Below are 15,234 nucleotides of genomic sequence, written 5' to 3' on the forward strand. Positions count from 1 at the left end.
TCCGTTTATCGGATTGGCAAAGAAGGTCACCACCCCCTGTTCTCGGACACCTCACAGCCGAGAGGATCCCCCGTACTGATCGCAACTCTGTACGGGGAGGTCCCACTTGAGGGGTACGAGACCGAAGAGGCGGGTGGCGGCGCTCGGTTCGGCCGGCGCGCTCGTCACGGCCACGCTGATAGCCGGCGCCGTCGCGGCGCCCACGGCCAACGCGAGCGCGGGCAGCGGCCCCGGCCAGGACCGCGAGGCCCGGGGCGCCGCCATCGCGGCGGCCCGGGCGGCGAAGGCCGGCATCGACTGGCAGGACTGCCCCGCCGACTGGAACCTGGCCAAGCCGATCCAGTGCGGGTACGTCACCGTGCCGCTCGACTACGCCAAGCCGTACGGCAAGCAGATCAAGCTCGCCGTCGACCGCATCGGCAACACCGGCACGAAGGCCGAGCGGCAGGGCGCGCTCCTCTACAACCCCGGCGGCCCCGGCGGTTCCGGACTGCGCTTCCCGGCCCGGGTCACCAGCAAGAACCCGCTCTGGGCCAATGCGGCCAAGGCCTACGACTTCGTGGGCTTCGACCCACGCGGCGTCGGCAAGTCGACGCCGATCTCCTGCGTCGACCCGCAGGAGTTCGTCAAGGCGCCCAAGATGGACCCGGTGCCCGACTCCGAGGCCGACAAGCTCACCCAGCGCAAGCTGGCCCGCGAGTACGCCGACGGCTGCTACGAGCGCAGCGGCTGGATGCTGCCGCACATGACCACGCCGAACACCGCGCGCGACCTCGACGTCATCCGCGCCGCCCTCGGCGAGAAGAAGCTCAACTTCCTCGGTGTCTCCTACGGCACCTACCTCGGCGCCGTCTACGGCACCCTCTTCCCTGGCCACGTGCGCCGCATGGTCGTCGACAGCGTCGTCAACCCGTCCCGGGAGAAGATCTGGTACCAGGCCAACCTGGACCAGGACGTCGCCTTCGAGGGCCGCTGGAAGGACTGGCAGGACTGGGTCGCGAAGAACGACGCGACCTACCACCTCGGTGACACCCGCGCCGAGGTCCAGCAGCAGTGGCTGAAGCTGCGCGCCACCGCGAAGAAGAGCCCGCTCGGCGGCGTCGTCGGCCCGGCCGAGCTGATCTCCTTCTTCCAGAGCGCCCCGTACTACGACTCCCGGTGGGCGCCGGTCGCCTCGGTCTTCAGCAAGTACGTCGCCGGGGACACCCAGGCGCTGATCGACGCCGCCGCCCCCGACCTGTCGGACACCGCGGGCAACGCCTCCGCGGAGAACGGCAACGCCGTGTACACGGCCGTCGAGTGCGCCGACGCCAAGTGGCCCACCAGCTGGCAGCGGTGGGACCGCGACAACACGCGGCTCCACCAGGACCACCCGTTCATGACCTGGGCCAACGCCTGGATGAACCTCCCGTGCGCCACCTGGCCGGTCAAGCAGCAGACGCCGCTGGACGTGAAGACCGGCAAGGGCCTGCCGCCGGTGCTGATCGTGCAGTCCGAGCGGGACGCGGCCACCCCGTACGAGGGTGCCGTCGAACTGCACAAGCGGTTCAAGGGCTCCCGTCTGATCACCGAGAAGGACGCGGGCTCCCACGGCGTCACCGGCCTGGTCAACCCGTGCATCAACACCCGGGTGGACAGCTACCTGCTCACCGGCAAGCTGGACGGCGCGGACGTGACCTGCGCGCCGCACGCCACGCCGAAGCCGTAGTCGTCGGCCGTACGGTGGCGAGGGGCGGCCGGAGCACCGGCCGCCCCTTCGTCATGTCTCCCGGGCTGTGAACCAGGCGTCCTCCGCCGCGTAGTCGAAGAGGTCCGGGTAGACCCGCGCGAGAGCGGGGAACGCCTCCCGCCAGTCCTGCGCGGAGAGCCGGCGGGTGAGCCAGTCGACCGTCTCCGGCAGGCTGTCGGCGTACGAGACGACCGGCCGGTAGCCCAACTCCCGTTCCGCCGAGGACATGTCGCACACCACCGGCCGTGGTGTCGACCAGGGCGTACGGCCCACGGACGGCGCCGGTGCCGGCCCGTCCACCAGGACGGTCTCCGTCTCCACGCCCATGACCGCGTCGATCGCCGCCCCGATCTCCGACACCGTCGGCGGCTGCGGGTCGCAGGCGTTGAGCGCGCGTGAGCCCGGCCGGGCCGCCGCCAGCCGGATCAGTTCGGCGATGTTCCGGGCGGCCGCCGTGTGGAACAGGCTCTCGCCCCGGTGGGCGACCACGCGCCTGCGCCGGCCGTCGAGGTTCCGCTTCACGAAGTACAGCTCGCGGGGGAGCGGGCTGCGGGGACCGTGGATCGCGCCCGCGCGCAGCAGCGTGGTGGGCAACCGGTCGCCCGCCGCGAGGAGTTCATGCTCCAGGGCGGCCTTGCCGGTGCTGTACGTGGCGTCCCCCGGCGGGACCGTCGGCTGGTCCTCTCCGATCGGCACGGGGTACTCCGGGAAGCCGTCCGGTTCCTCCATCGTGTCGAAGCCCCGGCCCTTGCCGTCCTCGTAGACCGACACGGTGGACACGACCACGGCCGAGCCGATCCGGTCGGCCAGGGCCGTCAACTGCCGGGCGTGCCGGGCCCCGTAGGCGACCACGTCGACCACCAGATCGCAGCCGTCGCCGATCAGCGCGGCCAGCGCCGCGTCGTCCTCGCGGTCCAGCCGCTCCGTGCGTACCCCGTCGGGCCAGTCCCCGGCGCTGCCTCCGCCGCGCGAGGCGGCCGTCACCTCCCAGCCGTCCCGCGCCAGCGCCGCCACCGCCGGCCGCCCGATCTGTCCACCGGCTCCGATCACCACAGCACGTCTCATGCCGTGACCGTAGGGCGCCGGGGCGTGCCGGGTCACGGGGTTCTGCCGACAGCAGACCTCAACTGAGGGGCATGCGGGGGAACTTCCGCTCCTTCGCGGCGGCGGCCTCCTCGGCCTTCACGACGGCCGCGTACTGGTCGACGTACTCCTGCTCGGACAGCGAGAGGATCGCGTACATGATCTCGTCCGTGATGGCGCGCAGGATGGCCTTCTCGTTCTCCATGCCCTCGTACCGGGAGAAGTCGAGGGGCTCGCCGAAGCGGATCACCACGGGGTGGATGTTGGGGATCACCTTGCCGGGCGGCTGGGCCTCGAAGGTGCCGATCATGGCGCAGGGCACGACCGGGACCCCGGCCTTCAGGGCCATCACCGCGACACCGACCTTGCCCTTGTAGAGCCGCCCGTCGTGCGAGCGCGTGCCCTCGGGGTAGATGCCCAGCAACTCGCCCTTGCCCAGCACGCCGAGACCCTCGCGGATCGCGGCCTGGCCCGCGTCCTTGCCGGAGCGGTCGACCGGGATCTGCCCCGCGCTGCGGAAGAAGGACGCGGTCAGCCGGCCCTTGATGCCCGGCCCGGTGAAGTACTCGGCCTTCGCCAGGAAGGTGATGCGCCGCTTGAGGACCGCGGGCATCAGGAAGTGGTCCGAGAACGACAGGTGGTTGCCGGCGATGATGGCGGCGCCCTCCGACGGCACGTGCTTCAGGCCTTCTATGCGAGGCCGGAAGACGAGTCTCAGCAGCGGGCCCAGCAGCACGTATTTCAGCAGGTAATAGAACAAAGCGGGCGCTCCTCGACTCTCGCGGTGGACTCAACCGCCGCGTTCCAGCAGGTCAACCGGCATGTCGTGGGGTGCCAGTGTAGGTGCAGGCGGAGCCACCGGGCACCTCGTGCACCCGTACCGCACAGATCCTTTGCCGATTGACTGACGGTCAGTCAGGGTGGGTGTGTGCGGTGGTGCTCCTGCGGCTGGTGAGGCAGCGGGGCCGACGTGTTGCTCCGTACGGGTGACCGGCGCTCCGGGGCCCCGCCGAGTACCCTGCGACCTATGCGGATCTCTGTTTCCTCGGACATGGACGAGCCCGTCGCCCGCTCCCTCGTGGCCGCGCTGCGCGACCGGGGGCACGAGGTGCGCCCGCACGGCGCGCTGCGCCCCGGGGACGACCCGCAGTGGGCGGTCTGCTCCGAGGCCGCGGCCCGGGAGGTCGCCGACGGGACGGCCGACCAGGCCGTGGTGTGCTGCTGGACGGGCACGGGCGCGTCGATCGCCGCGAACAAGGTGCCCGGCGTCCGGGCGGCGCTGTGCACGGACGCCTACACCGCCGACGGGGCCCGCCGCTGGAACGACGCCAACGTGCTGGCGCTCAGCCTGCGCCTGACGTCCGAGCCGCTGCTGAAGGAGATCCTCGACGCGTGGTTCGGCGGCGAGCCCAGCGCGGACGCCGAGGACCGGCAGAACGTGGACCGCGTCCGGCTGCTCGACCACGGCAGGACCCGCGGGTAGGTCACAGCCGCACGATGACGAGCGCCGTGTCGTCGGTGGCGCCGCCGGGCGGCAGCAGCTCCAGCAGCACGGTGTCGGCCAGGGTCTCCGGGTCCTGGTCCCGGTGGCGGCGCAGGGCGTCGGCCAGCCGGGCCAGGCCCACGTCGATGTCCTCACGGCGCCGTTCCACCAGGCCGTCGGTGTAGAGCACCAGGGTGGCGCCCGGCGTGAACGTGGTGTCCGCCTGGGGCCGGGGAATCGGGTCGGGGCGGGCGTCGAGCGGTGTGTCGGTGGCCCGGTCGAGGAACTCGGTGCGGCCGTCGGGGTGGACCAGCACCGGCGGGAGATGACCGGCGCTGCTGTAGGTCACGGTGTTCCCGTCGAAGTCGACGAACGTCGTCACCGCGGTCGCCGACTCGGCGCCGTCGACCACGTTCGCGTAGCGCCCCAGCACGTCCAGGGCCTGCGCCGGGCCCTCGGCGACCCGGGAGGCCGCGCTGAGCGCGCTGCGCAGCTGGCCCATGACCCCGGCGGCCGCCAGCCCGTGCCCGACCACGTCGCCCACGGACACGCCGATCCGGTGGCCGCCCACCAGGTCGACCAGGTCGTACCAGTCCCCGCACACGTTGAGCGCGCCCACGGCCGGCCGGTAGCGGACGGCCGCCCGATGGTGGTGGCGGACCTGGCGGCCCGCGGGCAGCATCGCCTCCTGCAGCGCCAGCGCCACCTGACGCTCCCGGGAGTGCGCGAGGCGCAGCCGCTCGTTCAGCTCCTGCAGCTCACGGGCGCGGGTGTACAGCTCGGCCTCCAGCACCCGCGCGCGACTGTTCCGGCCCGCCCGGCTCCCGCCGGAGCGGCCCCGGGCCCGGATCAGTTCCGTGACCTCCTCGACGCGGTGCACGATCAGCGCCACCTTCCCGTCGGGGCCGAGCAGCGGCGCGTTCACCGGGCTCCAGTAACGTTCCTCCCACTCCCCGGGGCGCTCGGGGTCCTCGATGTCGTAGCGCTGGAGGGCCATGGTGTCGCGCTCGCCGGTGGCCAGGACGCGGTAGAGCGAGGCCTCCAGGTTGCGCATGCCCGTCGCGGCCGGGTCGTTGGGGTTGTCCGGGAAGACGTCGAACAGATAGCGGCCGACCAGCTGCTCGCGGGAGCGGCCCGAGACGCGGACGAACTCCTCGTTCACGTCCGCGTACACGAGCTCGGGCGTCAGAAGTGCCACCATGCCGGGCAGGGCCTGGAACACCGCCGCGTAGTCGATCGCCGTCTCCGCCATGGCTGCCGCCTCCCGCCGCCGGGATCACACCAGTTTCCCACGGTATGTACGAAGCGGAGCCCGACGTCACTCCAGGAGATCCGTCAGGGCCTGCTCGGCCCAGATGATCTTCCCGTCGGGGATGAACCGCGTGCCCCACCGCTGGGTGAGCTGGGAGACCAGCAGCAGGCCGCGCCCGCCCTCGTCCGTCGTGCGGGGGTGGCGCAGATGGGGCGCCGTCGCGCCGCCGTCGAAGACCTCGCAGACCAGGGCCCGCTCACGGATCAGCCGGAGCCGGATGGGCCCCTCCGAGTACCGCATGGCGTTGGTGACCAGCTCGCTCACCACCAGTTCCGTGGTGAAGACCAGCTCCTCCAGACCCCAGCGCGACAGCTGCCGGGTGGCCGTGCGGCGGGCCTCGGCGACGACGGCCGGGTCGCAGGGCAGGTCCCAGGCCGCGACCTGGTCGGCGCCGAGACGTTTCGTCCGGGCCATCAGCAGCGCCACGTCGTCGTACGGGCGCGCCGGGACCAGCGCGTCGACCACAGCCCTGCAGTAGGAATCGAGCGGCCCCGCCCGCTCCAGCGCCCTGCGCAGCCGCTCCCGGCCCGTGTCGACCGCCCAGGTCTCGCCACGGGCCAGCAGCCCGTCGGTGTGCAGCGCCAGCGTGCTGCCCTCCGCCAGGGACAGCTCGACCGCCTCGAAGGGCGGGCCGCCCACGCCGAGCGGCGGCCCCTGCGGGAGATCGATGAACGTGACCGAACCGTCGGGCAGGACCACGGCCGGCGCGGGATGGCCCGCGGCGGCCATCGCACACTGGCCGTCGACGGGGTCGTAGACGACGTACAGGCACCCGGAGCCCACGGACTGCCCGCTGCCGGTGCCCGCCGCGCCCGGCTCGACGCCCTCCTCCCGCGCCGACCGCGCCACCAGGTCGTCGAGGTGGGCCAGCACCTCCTCGGGCGTCAGGTCCAGCGCGGCCAGCGTCCGCACGGCGGTCCGCAGCTGCCCCATGGCCGCGGCGGCGTCGATGCCGTGCCCGGGGACCTCGCCCACGACGAGCGCGACGCGTGCCCCGGACAGCGGGATGAGGTCGTACCAGTCGCCGCCCAGGCCGGTCAGCTCGTCGGCCGGCCGGTAGCACGCGGCCACCTCGACGGCGTCCTGCTCGGGCAGCCGGTGGGGGAGGAGACTGCGCTGGAGGACGAGCGCGGCGTCGCGCTCGCGGGTGTAGCGGCGGGCGTTGTCCACGCAGACGGCCGCGCGGGCGACGAGGTCCTCGGCCAGGCGCAGATCCTCCTCGTCGAAGGGCTCACGGCGGTCGCCGCGGAAGAAGGAGGTGACGCCCAGGATGGTCCCGCGTGACCGGATCGGCACGGTCATCGCGCTCTGCGGGCCCGGCTCCAGGAAGGCGGCCCCCCGGTCGCCCGGGACGTCCGTGGCCCACTCCCGGGCCGGCGGATCGAGTCGCTCCGCACGCCAGGACCGTCCCGTGGCCAGGGAACGGGCCGGGGGCGACCCGGCTAGGTAGGCCACGCCGTCGCCGATCGCCACTCCGGTCTCCGGCAGGTCGTCCTCCGTGGACCGGTGTCCGGCCCGGCGCAGCGCCGGCGGCTCCGTGTCCGCGAGCGGCCCCGGAGCCGGCTCGGCGCCCCGCAGCACCGTCTCCAGCAGGTCCACGGTGACGAAGTCGGCCAGTCCCGGCACCGCCACGTCGGCCAGTTCCTGCGCGGTGCGCACGAGGTCCAGGCTGCGGCCGATGCTCTGGCCGGCCCGGTCGAGCAGCGCCAGCCGCTGCCGGGCCCGGTGCCGCTCGGTCATGTCGACGACCGTGTAGTACACGCCGATCGGGCGGCCCCGGTCGTCCTCGAGCCGGGTGAAGGACAGCATGTGCGCCGTCTCGCGCAGCGGCGCCGACCGGATCTGGCCCACGTGCTCGTACCCGACCACCGCCTCGCCGGTCTCCAGCACGTGCCGCATCTGCGCCTCGACCGCCTGGGCGTCCATGCCGGGCTGGACGTCCGCGAGACGCAGGCCCAGCCGCCGGGGCGCCGGTCCGCCGCCGAACTGCTCCAGGGCGGCGTTCGACCACACGAACCGCAGGTCCGTGTCCACGATCGCGATCCCGACCGGGGCGTCGGACACCATCCGCTCCAGCACCGTGCGGCTCATGTCCCAGCCGGGCGCGTCGGCCAGCTCCGACAGCAGCACCAGCCAGCGTGAGCCGCCGTGGGCCTCGTCGGCCGCGGTGATCCGGGTCATGACGCGCACCGGCTGCCCGTCCCTGCGGCGGGCCGTCAGCAGCCCCGTCCAGCCGCCGTTCCTGCGGCACCGCTCGACCAGGTCCGGCACGCGCTGCGCGTCCTCGGCGGTCAGCAGGTCGGCCAGCTTCCTGCCGACCGCCTCGGACGCCGGGTACGCCAGCAGCAGCCGGGCGGCGCCGGTCCAGCCCGTCACCACGCCTTGCGGATCGAGCAACAGGGGCGCGGCGTCGGCCACGTCGAACCGCTGCCGGCCAACGCCGTACTCCTCGTGTGCGCCCACGGCCGACCTCTCTGTCGCTGAGAGTGGTCTACCACCTCTTGCACCAATCTTCACCCTTCCTGCGGGAGGGGGCGGCTTGGGCGGGGCTGCTCGGTGGAGGGCGGTACGGGGGCCGAGCGGGTGCCCGCCCGGCCCGTGGGCGTCAGCTCCGCTGCCCGAGTACCTTCTCCAGGGCCCCGAGCGCTCCCTCGAGTTCCTCGCCGGTGATGGTGAGCGGCGGTGCCAGGCGGATCGTCGAGCCGTGGGTGTCCTTCGCGAGGACGCCCTCCCGCATGAGGCGCTCGCTGATCTCGCGGCCCGTGCCGAGCGCGGGGTCGATGTCGACGCCCGCCCACAGGCCGCGCGAGCGGAAGCCGACCACGCCCTTGCCGACCAGCCCCGCCAGGCCGTCGCGCAGGATCACGCCCAGTTCGGCCGCCCGGCGCTGGAACTCGCCCGTCTCCAGCAGCTCGACCACCGCCGTGCCGACCGCCGCCGCCAGCGGGTTGCCGCCGAACGTCGAGCCGTGCTCGCCCGGGTGCAGCACCCCGAGCACCTCCCGGCGCCCGACCACCGCCGACACCGGCACGATGCCGCCGCCCAGCGCCTTGCCCAGCAGCACCACGTCCGGCACCACCGACTCGTGCTCGACCGCCAGCGTGCCGCCCGTCCGGCCCAGCCCGGACTGGATCTCGTCGGCGACGAAGAGGCATCCCTCGCGGCGGGTCAGCTCGCGCACGCCGGCCAGATAGCCGTCGTCCGGGATGATCACCCCGGCCTCGCCCTGGATCGGCTCGATCAGCACCGCGGCCGTCGTCTCGTCGACCGCCGCCTCCAGCGCGGCCAGGTCGTTGTACGGCACGACCCGGAACCCCGGTGTGAACGGCCCGAAGCCGGCCCGGGCGGTCTCGTCCGTGGAGAAGCTGACGATCGTCGTCGTCCGGCCGTGGAAGTTGTCCGCCGCCACCACGATCGTGGCCCGGTCCGCCGGGACGCCCTTGACGTCGTAGGCCCACTTGCGGGCCACCTTCACGCCGCTCTCCACCGCCTCCGCGCCGGTGTTCATGGGCAGCACCATGTCCTGCCCGGTCAGCGCGGCCAGCCGCTCCGCGAACTCCGCGAGCCGGTCGTTGTGGAAGGCCCGCGAGGTCAGGGTCAGCCGGTCGAGCTGGCGGTGGGCCGCCTCGATCAGCGCCGGGTGCCGGTGGCCGAAGTTGAGGGCCGAGTAGCCGGCCAGCATGTCGAGGTAGCGGCGGCCCTCCACGTCCTCCACCCAGGTGCCCTCGGCGCGGGCGACGACCACGGGCAGCGGGTGGTAGTTGTGCGCGAGGACCGGCTCCTCCGCGCGGATGAGCTCCTCGGAGCCGCGGGGCTGTGGCGAGGCGGGGGTCTCCTGCGAGCCCTGCGTGCGGACGGGTGCGGTCATGAGCGGATCTCCCGGATCTCCTGGGTGCAGCACTTGATGCCGCCACCGGCCTTGCGGAACTCGGACAGGTCGACGGGGACGGGGACGTAGCCACGGTCGGCGAGCTGCCCGGCCAGGTCCGTCGCCCCGGGCGAGATGAACACGTGGCGCCCGTCGGAGACGGAGTTGAGCCCGAACGCCATCGCGTCCTCGCGGGTGGCGAGCACCGCGTCCGGGTACAGCCGGGCCAGCACCTCGCGGCTGCCCGGCGAGAACGCCTCGGGGTAGTAGGCGATGTTCCCGTCGGGCCCCTCGTCGAGGACGAACAGCGCCGTGTCCAGGTGGTAGAAGTACGGATCCACCAGCGTCAGGCCGATGACCGGCACACCGAAGTACTCCTGCACCTCGTTGTGGGCCTCCCGGGTCGTGCGGAAGCCCGTCCCGGCCAGGATCCAGCGGCCGGCCGGCACGATGTCGCCCTCGCCCTCGCACACCGACTCGGGGTGGTACACCTCGTAGCCCTCCGTCTTGAACCACGCCTCGTACGGCACGGACTCGGGACGGCGCTCGGGCGCGTGGAAGAGGGAGCCGAAGACGCGGCCGTCGACGACGACCGCCGCGTTCGCGGCGAAGACCATGTCGGGCAGGCCGGGAACGGGTTTCACAGTGTCCACGGTATGGCCGTGGGCACGGTAGGTGTCGACCAGCGCCTGCCACTGGTCCAGGGCGCGGATGACGTCGACGGGTTCGTCGGGGTGCATCCACGGGTTGATCGCGTACTGCACGGCGAAGTGTCTGGGTTCGCAGACGAGGTAGCGCCGCCGGCGCGGCACACGGGAGTCGGGCACGAAGGGGTCCCTCCGCTTCCTCACGGTGTGTGACTGGGGGTTGACCCAACGGTAGGAACTGACGGAGGGACGAGCAAGAAACAAAGGTTGCGCGTGCGCGCAGGAACGCTGCGTCTTGCGGCCGGTCAGCGCACGTACGCTGCGCCGCCCGGGAGCTACTGGGGCGCCGGCTGGCTGGCTCCCGCCTCCGGACTGTCCGGCAGCAGATGGGACAGCACCATCACGCTGATCGTCTTCCGGATGAACGGCTCCTGCCGGATCCGCTCCAGCACCTCCTCGAAGTGCTCCACGTCCCGGGCCCGCACGTGCAGCAGCGCGTCCGCGCCGCCGGTCACCGTCATCGCCGCGGTGATCTCCGGGTAGTCGCGCACGACCTCGGCCAGCCGCCGCGGCGGGGCCGCGCCCTCGCAGTACACCTCGACGTAGGCCTCCGTGCGCCAGCCCAGCGCCGACGGCTTCACCGTGGCCGTGAACCCGGTGATCACGCCCGTCTCGCGCAGCCGGTCGACCCGCCGCTTGACCGCCGTGGCCGACAGCCCGATCGCCGTGCCGATCTCGGCGAACGACGTCCTGGCGTTCGCCATCAACGCGGTGATGATCTTCCGGTCGAGTTCGTCGAACGGCGCGGACGACCTGCTGTTCATGCGGGCACTGTATCCACGTGTCCGGACAGGGGGGATCGCCCCTACACTCCACCTTCATGCTGCGCGCCCTGGCTGTCGACGACGAACGCCCCTCGCTCGAGGAACTGCTCTACCTGCTGCAGGCCGATCCCCGCATCGGCAGCGCGGAGGGCGCCGGCGACGCGACCGAGGCACTGCGCCGCATCAACCGCGCCCTGGAATCCGGCCCCGGCGGGCCCGAGGCGATCGACGTCGTCTTCCTCGACATCCAGATGCCCGGCCTCGACGGCCTCGACCTGGCCCGGCTGCTCACCGGCTTCGCCCGCCCGCCGCTCGTGGTGTTCGTCACCGCCCACGAGGACTTCGCCGTGCAGGCCTTCGACCTCAAGGCCGTCGACTACGTCCTCAAGCCCGTCCGCAAGGAACGCCTCGCCGAGGCCGTCCGCCGGGCCGCCGAGCTGCGCGGAGCCACGCCCCGCATACCCGTGAGCGAACCCGACCCCGACCACATACCCGTCGAGCTCGGCGGCGTGACCCGGTTCGTCGCCGTCGACGACATCACCCACGTCGAGGCCCAGGGCGACTACGCCCGCCTGCACACGGACAAGGGCAGCCACCTGGTGCGCATCCCGCTGTCCACCCTGGAGGAGCGCTGGCGCTCCCGCGGTTTCGTCCGCATCCACCGCCGCCACCTCGTCGCCCTGCGCCACATCGGCGAGCTCCGCCTCGACGCCGGTACCGTCAGCGTCCTCGTCGGCTCCGAGGAGCTCCAGGTCAGCCGGCGCCACACGCGCGAACTGCGCGAGCTGCTCATGAGGAGGCCGTGACGGTGCCCCAGGACCACACCGAACGCCGCGTCGTCGTCACCGGCCCGCCCCGGCAGGCCCGGCGCGCCTCCGGCTACTACCGCCCGCGCACGGAGATCGACGAGCAGACCACCCTCGGCCACACCTACGTCCGCTCCCTGATGCGCACCCAGCTGCGCGCCGCCCTCACCGTCCTCGCGATCCTCGGCCTGCTCGTCGGCCCGCTCCCGCTGCTGTTCGCCGCCATGCCCGACGCCCGCCGCCTGGAGTGGGCCGTCCTCGGTTTCGGCCTCTACCTCCCCCTCGTCCTGCTCGCCCGGTGGTACGTCCGCCGCGCCGAGCGCAACGAGCGTGACTTCGTCCGCCTCGTCGAAGACCGCTGAACCCAGCCCATGAACTCCAGCTACGCCGTCCCCGCCGTCGCCCTGGTCGTCGTCGCCACGGTCCTGGTCGGTGCCTTCGGCCTGCGCATCTCCCGCACCACCTCCGACTTCTACGTCGCCTCCCGCACCGTCGGCCCGCGCCTCAACGCCGCCGCCATCAGCGGCGAGTACCTCTCCGCCGCGTCCTTCCTGGGCATAGCGGGCCTGGTCCTGGTCCAGGGCCCCGACATGCTCTGGTACCCGGTCGGCTACACCGCCGGCTACCTGCTCCTGCTGCTCTTCGTCGCCGCCCCGCTGCGCCGCTCCGGCGCCTACACCCTCCCCGACTTCGCCGAGGCGCGCCTCGCCTCCCAGGCCGTACGGCGACTCGCCGGGGCCTTCGTCGTCGGCGTCGGCTGGCTGTACCTGCTGCCCCAGCTGCAGGGCGCCGGACTCACCCTGACGGTGCTGACCGGGGCGCCCGACTGGCTCGGCGGCGTGATCGTCGCCGTCGTCGTCACCGCCACCGTCGCCGCCGGCGGCATGCGCAGCATCACCTTCGTCCAGGCCTTCCAGTACTGGCTGAAGCTCACCGCGCTGCTCGTCCCCGCCCTGTTCCTGATCCTCGCCTGGCAGAGCGACGGCGCCCCGCGGCACGCCTTCGACGAACCGGCCACCTTCCGCGAACAGCGCGTGGTCCGCGTCGACGACAGCGTCGACCTGAAACTGGACCGACCGCTGACCGTCACGGTCACCGGCACCGTCGACGGCCGTGCCCACACCGACACGCGCCTCGACCTCCCGGCCGGCACCCACCACATCGAACGCGGCACCCGGCTCACCTTCGCCGAGGGCGCGACCGTCCCCGCGGCCGAGCGCGGCGGCGGCGGCGACCTCTCCCCGTCCCAGGCCGAGAGCCGCGCGGAACGCCCCTTGTACGCCACGTACGGGCTGATCCTCGCCACGTTCCTCGGCACCATGGGCCTGCCGCACGTCGTGGTCCGCTTCTACACCAGCCCGCACGGCGTCGCCGCCCGCCGCACCACCGTCGCGGTCCTCGGCCTGATCGGCGCCTTCTACCTCCTGCCCCCCGTCTACGGCGCCCTGGGCCGCCTCTACGCCCCCGAACTCACCCTCACCGGAGACCCCGACGCGGCCGTCCTGCTGCTGCCCGACCGGATGATCGGGGGAGTGGGCGGCGATCTCCTGGGCGCGCTGGTCGCGGGCGGCGCCTTCGCCGCGTTCCTGTCCACCGCCTCCGGCCTGACCATGGCCGTCGCGGGCGTCCTCACCCAGGACGTCCTGCCGTCCCGGGGCGTCAGGCACTTCCGGCTCGGCACGGTCCTCGCGATGGCGATGCCCCTGGCGGCGAGCGTCCTGGTCGGCGGGCTCCCCGTCGCGGACGCGGTCGGTCTCGCCTTCGCCGTGTCGGCGTCCTCGTTCTGCCCGCTGCTCGTCCTGGGCATCTGGTGGCGGCGGCTCACCCCGCCCGGCGCGGCCGCCGGGATGCTGGTCGGCGGCGGCTCGGCCCTGCTCGCCGTCGCCGCGACCATGGCCGGCTATCCGGGCGAGGGCGCCGCCCTGCACGCCCTGCTCGCCTGGCCCGCCCTGTGGTCGGTGCCGCTGGGCTTCCTCACCATGATCCTGGTCTCCCTGGCCACCCCCGGCCGCGTCCCGCCGGGCACGGCGGCCGTCCTGGCCCGCTTCCACCTGCCCGAGGAACTGCGCACGGAGGTGACGGCGTGAGCGACTTCCTGGCGGGCCTGTGCGTCGCCGTCCTCCCGGTCCTGGCCCTCGGCGTCTGGCTGGGCCGGCGCACCGCCCGGGCCAAGAGCCTCGCCGGCCTCGGCACCCCCGTCGAGCACGCCACCTTCGAGACCCTGCACACCGCCTCCCTCGCCGCGCCCCCGCTCAGGGCCGGCCTGACCGAGGAGACCGCCCGCAAATCCGCCCGCAAGCTGCGCTCCCTGCTCGGCACCGACGCCCTCTGCCTCACGGACCGCAAACAGGTGCTGGTCTGGGACGGCGACGGCGCCCACCACCGCAGCGAGATCATGGAACGCCTCGCCGGCGCCCTGGACACCGGCCGCGGCGAGGCCTTCGCACTCACCTGCGACAGCCTCGACTGCTCGGTGCGCTGGGCGGTCGTCGCCCCGCTCACCGTCGACGACCGCGTCCACGGCGCCCTGGTCGCCTGCGCGCCCCGCGAGTCCGCCGTCCTGGTGCGGGCCGCGGGCGAGGTCGCCCGCTGGGTCTCGGTCCAGCTGGAGCTGGCGGACCTCGACCAGTCCCGCACCCGCCTCATCGAGGCCGAGATCAAGGCGCTGCGCGCCCAGATCTCCCCGCACTTCATCTTCAACTCGCTCGCGGTGATCGCGAGCTTCGTCCGCACCGACCCCGAGCGCGCCCGCGAACTGCTCCTGGAGTTCGCCGACTTCACCCGCTACTCGTTCCGCCGGCACGGCGACTTCACCACCCTCGCCGACGAACTCCACGCCATCGACCACTACCTGGCCCTGGTCCGGGCACGCTTCGGCGACCGCCTCTCCGTCACCCTCCAGATAGCACCGGAGGTCCTGCCCGTCGCCCTGCCCTTCCTGTGCCTCCAGCCGCTCGTCGAGAACGCCGTCAAGCACGGCCTGGAGGGCAAGGCCGTCTCCTCGGGCAAGTGCCACATCCAGATCACCGCACAGGACGCGGGCGCCGAGGCCCTCGTCGTCATCGAGGACGACGGCGCCGGCATGGACCCCGAGCTGCTGCGCCGCATCCTCGCCCGCGAGGCCAGCCCCTCGGGCGGCATCGGCCTGTCCAACGTCGACGACCGGCTCCGTCAGGTCTACGGCGACGACTACGGCCTCGTCATCGAGACCGCCACGGGCGCGGGCATGAAGATCACCGTGCGGCTCCCCAAGTACCAGCCGGGCGTGCACTCGGCGGGCCGGCTGACGCGGGAGTGAACCCTCAGGTGCTCTTCGTGGTGACCACCATCCCGAGGGTGATCAGCCCCAGCACGATCCAGCCGAACCACAGCCAGCCGTTGCTGCCGAGCGCCACCGTGTAGGCCGTCACCACGACGAGGCCGCCGACGGTGAGCACTCCCATGGTCTTCGTCGAGTTTGAACCGTTCGTGGAACCGGGCAT

At 73.0% G+C, this 15,234-nt stretch carries 14 protein-coding genes; 6 read left to right on the forward strand and 8 right to left on the reverse strand.

The features are described 5' to 3' along the window. Nucleotides 1–106: 106 nt before the first annotated feature. Nucleotides 107–1,708 (forward strand): alpha/beta hydrolase, encoded by a 1,602-nt coding sequence (locus tag ACSUPV_RS35095; RefSeq protein WP_436949227.1) that lies wholly within the window; start codon nucleotides 107–109, stop codon nucleotides 1,706–1,708. A gap of 51 nt (nucleotides 1,709–1,759) precedes the next feature. Here ACSUPV_RS35095 and ACSUPV_RS35100 read toward each other — a convergent pair whose 3' ends face one another. Then, on the reverse strand, nucleotides 1,760–2,794 hold the full coding sequence (locus tag ACSUPV_RS35100; protein ID WP_436949228.1) for an NAD-dependent epimerase/dehydratase family protein: 1,035 nt from the start codon (nucleotides 2,792–2,794) through the stop codon (nucleotides 1,760–1,762). 58 nt (nucleotides 2,795–2,852) lie between these two features. Beyond that, nucleotides 2,853–3,572, reverse strand: a complete 720-nt coding sequence (locus ACSUPV_RS35105; RefSeq protein WP_436949229.1) for a lysophospholipid acyltransferase family protein — start codon at nucleotides 3,570–3,572, stop codon at nucleotides 2,853–2,855. 267 nt (nucleotides 3,573–3,839) lie between these two features. Between ACSUPV_RS35105 and ACSUPV_RS35110 the strand changes: the two genes are divergently transcribed. After that, entirely contained in the window at nucleotides 3,840–4,295 is a 456-nt protein-coding gene (locus tag ACSUPV_RS35110; RefSeq protein WP_031114980.1) for an RpiB/LacA/LacB family sugar-phosphate isomerase, read from the forward strand. Nucleotide 4,296: 1 nt separating this feature from the next. On the opposite strand, the gene ACSUPV_RS35115 is transcribed toward ACSUPV_RS35110, so the two are convergent. From ACSUPV_RS35115 to ACSUPV_RS35135, 5 genes are all read right to left on the reverse strand, one after another. Further along, nucleotides 4,297–5,547, reverse strand: a complete 1,251-nt coding sequence (locus ACSUPV_RS35115; RefSeq protein ID WP_037765634.1) for a PP2C family protein-serine/threonine phosphatase — start codon at nucleotides 5,545–5,547, stop codon at nucleotides 4,297–4,299. Between the two features lie 66 nt (nucleotides 5,548–5,613). Then, nucleotides 5,614–8,070: a SpoIIE family protein phosphatase gene (locus ACSUPV_RS35120; RefSeq protein ID WP_436949231.1), complete on the reverse strand. Its 2,457-nt coding sequence runs from the start codon at nucleotides 8,068–8,070 to the stop codon at nucleotides 5,614–5,616. A gap of 142 nt (nucleotides 8,071–8,212) precedes the next feature. Next, complete coding sequence (gene rocD / locus ACSUPV_RS35125; protein ID WP_037765639.1) at nucleotides 8,213–9,475, reverse strand: ornithine--oxo-acid transaminase; 1,263 nt, start codon at nucleotides 9,473–9,475, stop codon at nucleotides 8,213–8,215. After that, nucleotides 9,472–10,302 carry a dimethylargininase gene (gene ddaH, locus ACSUPV_RS35130; protein WP_436949232.1) on the reverse strand — a complete coding sequence of 277 codons (831 nt, stop codon included), beginning with the start codon at nucleotides 10,300–10,302 and terminating at the stop codon, nucleotides 9,472–9,474. The genes rocD and ddaH overlap by 4 nt, the downstream gene beginning before the upstream one ends. A gap of 155 nt (nucleotides 10,303–10,457) precedes the next feature. After that, nucleotides 10,458–10,946, reverse strand: coding sequence for an Lrp/AsnC family transcriptional regulator (locus ACSUPV_RS35135; RefSeq protein WP_031114973.1), 489 nt, complete (start codon nucleotides 10,944–10,946; stop codon nucleotides 10,458–10,460). Between the two features lie 56 nt (nucleotides 10,947–11,002). Here ACSUPV_RS35135 and ACSUPV_RS35140 point away from each other — a divergent pair, with 56 nt between their 5' ends. The 4 genes from ACSUPV_RS35140 to ACSUPV_RS35155 are packed head-to-tail and all read left to right on the forward strand — an operon-like array spanning nucleotide 11,003 to nucleotide 15,050. After that, entirely contained in the window at nucleotides 11,003–11,752 is a 750-nt protein-coding gene (locus ACSUPV_RS35140) for a LytR/AlgR family response regulator transcription factor (RefSeq protein ID WP_037765645.1), read from the forward strand. 2 nt (nucleotides 11,753–11,754) lie between these two features. Then, nucleotides 11,755–12,114, forward strand: a complete 360-nt coding sequence (locus ACSUPV_RS35145; protein WP_031114970.1) for a hypothetical protein — start codon at nucleotides 11,755–11,757, stop codon at nucleotides 12,112–12,114. 9 nt (nucleotides 12,115–12,123) lie between these two features. Then, nucleotides 12,124–13,839: a cation acetate symporter gene (locus ACSUPV_RS35150; RefSeq protein ID WP_031114969.1), complete on the forward strand. Its 1,716-nt coding sequence runs from the start codon at nucleotides 12,124–12,126 to the stop codon at nucleotides 13,837–13,839. Then, a complete protein-coding gene (locus ACSUPV_RS35155; protein ID WP_382614228.1) occupies nucleotides 13,836–15,050 on the forward strand; it encodes a sensor histidine kinase in 1,215 nt (404 codons plus the stop codon). The genes ACSUPV_RS35150 and ACSUPV_RS35155 overlap by 4 nt, the downstream gene beginning before the upstream one ends. 4 nt (nucleotides 15,051–15,054) lie before the next feature. Here the strand turns inward: ACSUPV_RS35155 and ACSUPV_RS35160 are convergent, their stop codons facing one another. Then, on the reverse strand, nucleotides 15,055–15,234 hold the full coding sequence (locus ACSUPV_RS35160) for a hypothetical protein (RefSeq protein WP_031114967.1): 180 nt from the start codon (nucleotides 15,232–15,234) through the stop codon (nucleotides 15,055–15,057).

This window comes from Streptomyces sp. SudanB52_2052 (genome assembly GCF_964272415.1).
Lineage (GTDB): Bacteria > Actinomycetota > Actinomycetes > Streptomycetales > Streptomycetaceae > Streptomyces > Streptomyces olindensis.